The organism is Nocardia otitidiscaviarum NBRC 14405, assembly GCF_000308635.1.
Classification (GTDB): Bacteria; Actinomycetota; Actinomycetes; order Mycobacteriales; family Mycobacteriaceae; genus Nocardia; species Nocardia otitidiscaviarum.
Map to the genome: position 1 here is coordinate 26,292 of NZ_BAGD01000117.1, position 6,235 is coordinate 32,526.

4 protein-coding genes are annotated in these 6,235 nt (G+C 69.6%); 3 read left to right on the forward strand and 1 reads right to left on the reverse strand.

Annotated elements, in window-relative coordinates:
• Positions 1-88: 88 nt before the first annotated feature.
• Entirely contained in the window at positions 89-592 is a 504-nt protein-coding gene (locus ON31_RS26570) for a DUF2505 domain-containing protein (RefSeq protein ID WP_029925958.1), read from the reverse strand.
• A gap of 70 nt (positions 593-662) precedes the next feature.
• Here ON31_RS26570 and ON31_RS26575 point away from each other — a divergent pair, with 70 nt between their 5' ends.
• From ON31_RS26575 to ON31_RS26585, 3 genes are all read left to right on the forward strand, one after another.
• On the forward strand, positions 663-1,079 hold the full coding sequence (locus ON31_RS26575; protein ID WP_029925960.1) for a DUF3592 domain-containing protein: 417 nt from the start codon (positions 663-665) through the stop codon (positions 1,077-1,079).
• A 9-nt stretch (positions 1,080-1,088) separates the two neighbouring features.
• Positions 1,089-1,802, forward strand: coding sequence for a demethylmenaquinone methyltransferase (locus tag ON31_RS26580; RefSeq protein ID WP_029925961.1), 714 nt, complete (start codon positions 1,089-1,091; stop codon positions 1,800-1,802).
• 145 nt (positions 1,803-1,947) lie between these two features.
• Positions 1,948-6,235 (forward strand): bifunctional nitrate reductase/sulfite reductase flavoprotein subunit alpha (locus ON31_RS26585; RefSeq protein WP_255222266.1); only part of this gene is annotated, 4,288 nt, incomplete at its 3' end.

Sequence of the window (6,235 nt, forward strand, 5' to 3'; positions counted from 1 at the left end):
CCGTTCCAGCGGGGGGTACGTCGTGCGGTGTGCCCGAGACGGGCGTGCCCGCCCGTGCGATACGGGCGGGCACGAAACTGCTTGGTTCCTAGGCGTTCTGGGTGGCGTACCAAGCCTCGATGTGCTTGCGCTCGCTGTCCATCACCTTGTGGAGCAGGTTCTCCACCAGCGGTTCGATGGCGCCGCCCACGAGGGCGACCTTGACGGCCACGATGCCGTTCACCTCGATTTCGGAACCCGCGGCGGTGGGCCGCAGTTCGTAGGTGCCCTCCATCTCGGTGGTGATGCCCTTGGACGCGCCCTTGAAGTCGCCCTTGGCGATCTCGCCGTCGAGGGCGCCCCAGTTGTCGGTGCGCTCGAGGACGAGCTCGCTCTTGAGCACCTTGGTGACGATGCTGGGAATCTTCTCCTCGGGCGCCTTTTCGGTCATATGGATGCGGATGGTGCCGGGTCCCTCGGGGTGCGAGAGATCCAGGGTGGCGGTGGCGGCATCGGCGAAGCGCGACCGCCACACGTCGTCGGAGGTGAGTGCCCGGTGAAGATCTTCGACCGGAACGCTGTACTGCACGGTGAAGCTGATTTTTCGGGACATGGCCGCACACGCTAGTCGAGCCGTTGAATAAGCTGGTGAAGTGTCGGAAACCAGCCAGTCTGCCAACACGATGCGGCACCGTGCGCTTCGCTTGCGGCGGACCCGGATCGGGGTCCTCATCGCCGCTACCGCTATCAGCGCGCTATCGGTGCTGCTGCTGCTCGCGGCCTGGCGCGACGACTATCTGATCAACTCAGACAAAGGTGTGGCTACCGGTGAGGTGCTGTCGGCGGGCCGCCTGCGTTCGGCCGTCATCTTCGTCACTCCGGACGGTAAGACCCACAATCCGCGGGTGGGCGTGCTCTACCCCACCAAACTGACGGTGGGCGAACGCATCAACGTGGAGTACCGGCGCAGCGATCCGGATCTGGTGCGGGTGGCGGGCCGGGATGTGCGGGTCGCCATCATCCCCACGCTGTCGGTGATCGTGGTGACCTGGGGCGTGGCGCTGCCCACGCTGTGGCTGCTGTCGCGCCGGGAACGCTAGGGTTCGACTGTGGCGAAAACAGAGCGGCGGGAATCGTTTCGGGCCTCGCTGGAGAAGCAGCCGCACGAGGTCGCGTCGATGTTCGACGGGGTCGCGAAGCGGTACGACCTGACCAATACCGTCATCTCCGCGGGACAGGACCGGTATTGGCGCTGGGCGACGCGCAAGGCCCTCGCGCTACGGCCCGGTGAGCGGGTGCTGGACCTCGGGGCCGGAACCGGCGTATCCACGGTGGATCTGGCCAAATCCGGCGCCTGGGTGGTGGCGGCGGATTTCTCGCAGGGCATGCTCGCGGCCGGACGGCATCGCAAGGTGCCGATGGTGGCCGCCGACGCCATGCGCCTGCCCTTCGCCGATGCCTCCTTCGATGCCGTGACCATCGCCTACGCACTGCGCAATGTGGCCGATCCGGATCTGGCGCTGCGCGAGATGCTGCGCGTCACCAAACCGGGCGGACGGCTGGTGGTGGCGGAGTTCTCCACGCCGGTGTTCGGCCCGTTCCGCACCGTCTACATGGAGTACCTGATGAAGGCGCTGCCGAAGGTGGCGCGCGCGGTCTCCAGCAATCCGGACGCCTACGTGTACCTGGCCGAGTCGATCCGGGCCTGGCCGACGCAGTCACAGCTGGCGCTGCGCATTGCCGACGCCGGGTGGTCGCGGGTTGGTTGGCGCAATCTGACCGGTGGGGTGGTGGCGCTGCACCGCGCCTACAAACTGGGCTGACGGTGCGGGCCGATTTCGCTGCTGTGTCCTAACTCACCGCAGGTCAGCGACCTCACCGCGGCTCGCGCGCGCGGTGAGGAGTTTTGTCACCTGCCGATAACGTCGGTTAAATCCGGCGCAATCGGGGATCGGGATGATCGGTCTCATGTCGGATGCAGCCACCCCCCGCACGAGCACCCGCACGGCGTGCTCCTACTGCGGCGTGGGCTGCGGCATCACCGTCGACACCGGGACCGACGAACACGGCGCGACCGTGATCGCCAAGGTGAGCGGTGACAAGCTGCACCCGGTCAACGCCGGACGCCTGTGCACCAAGGGGGCGACCCATCTCGAACTACAGACCACACCGGGCCGGATGGCGACCGCGTACCGGCGGCCCGAGCGCGGGCAGGCACCGGTGGCGGTGCCGGTCGACGCGGCCGTCCAGGAGGCCGCCGACCGGCTGCGGGTGATCCTCGACACCCACGGACCCGACGCCATCGCGCTGTACGTGTCCGGGCAGATGTCGATGGAGGCGCAGTACCTGGCCACCAAACTGGCCAAGGGGTACCTGCGGACCGTGCACATCGAGGCCAATTCGCGGCTGTGCATGGCCAGTGCGGCCACCGGTTACAAGCAGTCGCTGGGCGCGGACGGCCCGCCCGGCTCCTACGACGACATCGACCACGCCGACCTGTTCTTCGTCATCGGCGCGAATATGGCCGACTGCCATCCGATCCTGTTCCTGCGCATGGCCGACCGGTTGAAGGCGGGCGCGAAGCTGATCGTGGTGGATCCGCGCCGCACCGATACGGCGGCGCGGGCCGACCTGTTCCTGCAGATCGCGCCCGGCACCGATCTGGCGCTGCTCAACGGCCTGCTGCACCTGCTGGTCGAGAACGGGGACATCGACGCCGAATTCATCGCCGAGCACACCGAGGGCTGGGCGGCCATGCCGGAGTTCCTGGCCGACTACCCGCCCGCGCGGGTCGCCGAGATCACCGGTGTCGACGAGGCGGATCTGCGCACCGCCGCCCGCTGGATCGGCGCGGCGGGCGAGTGGATGTCGCTGTGGACCATGGGCCTGAACCAGTCCACGCACGGCACCTGGAACACCAACGCCCTCTGCAATCTGCACCTGGCCACCGGGGCCATCGGGCGCACCGGCAGCGGGCCGTTCTCACTGACCGGACAGCCGAATGCCATGGGCGGCCGGGAGATGGGCTATATGGGTCCGGGACTGCCCGGACAGCGCGCGGTGCTGTCGGCGGCCGATCGCGCCTTCGTGGAGACCGTGTGGGACGTGGAGCCGGGCACCATCCGGGACACCGGCGGTCCCGGCACCATCGAGATGTTCCGCGGCCTGGCCGATGGGGATATCAAGGCGTGCTGGGTCATCTGCAGCAATCCGGTTGCCTCCGTGGCGAACCGGAAGACGGTGATCGCGGGCTTGGAAGCGGCGGAGCTGGTGATCGCGCAGGACGTGTACACCGAGACCGCCACCAACGCCTACGCCGACGTGTTGCTGCCCGCCACGCTGTGGGCGGAATCGGATGCGGTGATGGTGAATTCGGAACGCACCATGACGCTGCTGCGGCGCTCGGTCGATCCGGTGGGCGAGGCGCGGCCGGACTGGCTGCTCATCGCGCAGGTCGCCACCGCCATGGGGTTCGAGGGATTCGACTACGCGTCGAGCGCCGAGGTGTTCGAGGAGATCACGCGGTTCAGCAATCCGGCCACGGGGTACGACCTGCGCGGCATCAGCTACGAGGCGCTGCGCGAGGGGCCCATGCAGTGGCCGTGCCCCGATCCGGAGCGGCGGCGCAATCTCATTCGCTATCTGAACGACGGTGTCAGCCAGCCGCTGTTCACCGCCGCGGACGGGCACACCCCGCGGCTGGCCTTCGCCACGCCCAGCCGCCGCGCGGTGTTCTGGCCGCGCCCGCATCTGCTGCCCGAGGAGATGCCCGACGAGGACTTCCCGTTCGTGCTCAATACCGGTCGCCTCCAGCACCAGTGGCACACCATGACCAAGACCGGGAAGATCGCGAAACTCACCAAGCTGAACGGGAAGCCGTTCGTCGAGGTGCATCCCGACGACGCCGACCGGCTGGACGTGCGCGACGGGGACCACCTCGAAATCGCCTCCCGCCGTGGGCGGGCGGTGCTGCCGGTCGTTGTCGCCGACCGCACCCGGCCGGGCTCCTGCTTCGCGCCGTTCCACTGGAATGACGAACAGGGCGAGTACCTGACCATCAATGCCGTCACCAACGACGCGGTGGACCCGGCCTCGCTGCAACCGGAGTTCAAGGCATGCGCCGTCCGGCTGCGGAAGGTGGCCGTGCTGTCGGAGGGCGCTGCGGGGATGACCGGGGATGCCCGGGAGTCGTCTGCGGGCGCAGCGGGAGTGCTCGCGGGCGCAGCGGGGATGCTCGCAAGCACGGCGGGAGTAGCCGCGGGCGCAGCGGGTCCGCCCGGCGGAGCAGCGGCGGCCGCGCCGGTGATGTCCAGCGGACCGCATCCGCTGGCGGCCATGCTCGGACTCGAAGGGGCCACCGCGCCCACCCTCAGCGAGACCGAGCGCGTCTATCTCGGCGGATATCTCGCCGCGCTGCACTCGCTTCCGGTGACCGGGCAGCCGGTGCTGCCGGAGACCGCGCCCATCTCGCCCGCCGCTCGCATGTGGGTCGACGGGCTGCTGGCCGGAATGTACTCCCGCACCGCCGGCATCGGGCTGGACGCGGGCCCCGCCGATGCGCCCGCGGCGGCTCCGCCGCGCACGGTGACCGTGCTCTGGGCGTCCCAGACCGGCACCGCTGAGGAGTTCGCGGCGGCCGCCGCCACCCGGCTGGCCGAATCCGGTTTCACGCCACGGCTGCTCGATATGGACTCCGCCGAACTGTCCGACCTGACCGGAGACGTGCTCATCATCAGCAGCACCTTCGGCGACGGCGGACCGCCCGACAACGGCGCGGACTTCTGGGAACGGCTGACCGACAGCGCCACCCGCTTCGTCGGCGTCCGCTACGCCGTCTTCGCCCTCGGCGACTCCTCCTACGACGACTTCTGCGGCCACGGCCGCAAACTCGACGAACTGCTCGCGAAACGCGGTGCGACCCGGCTGCTCCCCCGCATCGACAGCGAACCGGACTACGAGGACCTGGCCGACCAGTGGCTGACGGAGGCACTCGCAGCCCTCACCGGGGCCGACGGGGCAGCAGACGACGGCGACCCGGCGGGCTCTGCCGATCGCGGGCGCGGTGGGAACAATGACGCCCCCACCGGATTCGGTGGTGACGCCGCCGGTTTCGAAACCGGCGCGGCCGGGATCGACGGCCCGGCGTTCGGTGGCGGCAGCGCCGGATTCACCGGCGGCAGCGGAGCAGCCGCACGCGGCGGCCGACCAGTCGCATTCGGTGGCAACGCGATTGCCGTCAGCGGTGCCGGTGGAGCCAGCAACGGTTCGTCGAGCGGCGGCCCGGCGAGCAGTAGCACGGTCGGGGTCGGCAGCAAGACGGCCGGAAAGGTCAACGGATTCGCCGACGAGACGGCCGGAACCGGCGACATTGCCGGACGAACCCGGCCAGAGCACGGCGTCGGCAACGGAATCGGCGGCAGCCCTGACGGGTTCAACGGCGGAACGCCCGTCGACGGCAACCCTGCCGGATTCGGTGGCGGAGCGGCGGTCGGGAGCAGTCCTGCCGGGTTCGACGGCGGAGCGGCCCGCAGCGGCGGGCATGCAGGATTCGGCGGCGGAAGAGCCGTCGGCGGGAGCGGTTCTCCGGCAACGGCCGTGGCCCGGAGTGGTGCGGCGGCCGGAGGGCGGTCCGCCACCGCGACGGCGGCGCGTACGCGGCGCACCGCGCCCGCGCCCTTCACCCGGAATGCGCCGGTGTCCGCACCGCTGGTGCGCAATGAGCTGCTGTCGCGGCCGGGGTCGGCGAAGGAGGTGCGGCAGTTCGGGTTCGATCTGCGCGGGCTCGAGGCCGGTTACGAGGTGGGGGATTCACTGGGGGTGCGGCCCGCCAACTGCGACAAGGTGGTGGCCGAATGGCTGGATGCCACCGGGCTGGACGGGCGGCGCGGGATCGAGGTCGACGATCGCGAGGTGCCACTCGCCGAGGCGCTGCGCACCCATTTCGACATCACCAAGGTGTCGCAGGATCTGCTCGGCTTCATCGCCGACCACAATCCGAGCCCGCGGCTGGCGAAACTGCTGCGCCGCGACAACCGCAACGAGCTGGACAGCTACCTGTGGGATCGGCAGGCGGTGGACGTGCTGCGCGACTTCCCGGTGCGGGCCGATCTGGTGGAGTGGCTGGGCACGCTGAAGAAGCTGCAACCGCGTCAGTATTCGATCTCCTCCAGCCCCCTGGTCAGCCCGCACGAGGTGCAGTTGACGGTGAGTGTGGTGCGCTACGGCGACCCCGAGGCCATCGGTTCGGCGTCCCGGC

Coding starts and splice junctions, on each gene's coding strand:
- ON31_RS26575 (WP_029925960.1), top strand. CDS start 663: ATGCGGCACCGTGCGCTTCGCTTGCGGCGGACCCGGATCGGGGTCCTC.
- ON31_RS26570 (WP_029925958.1), bottom strand. CDS start 592: ATGTCCCGAAAAATCAGCTTCACCGTGCAGTACAGCGTTCCGGTCGAA.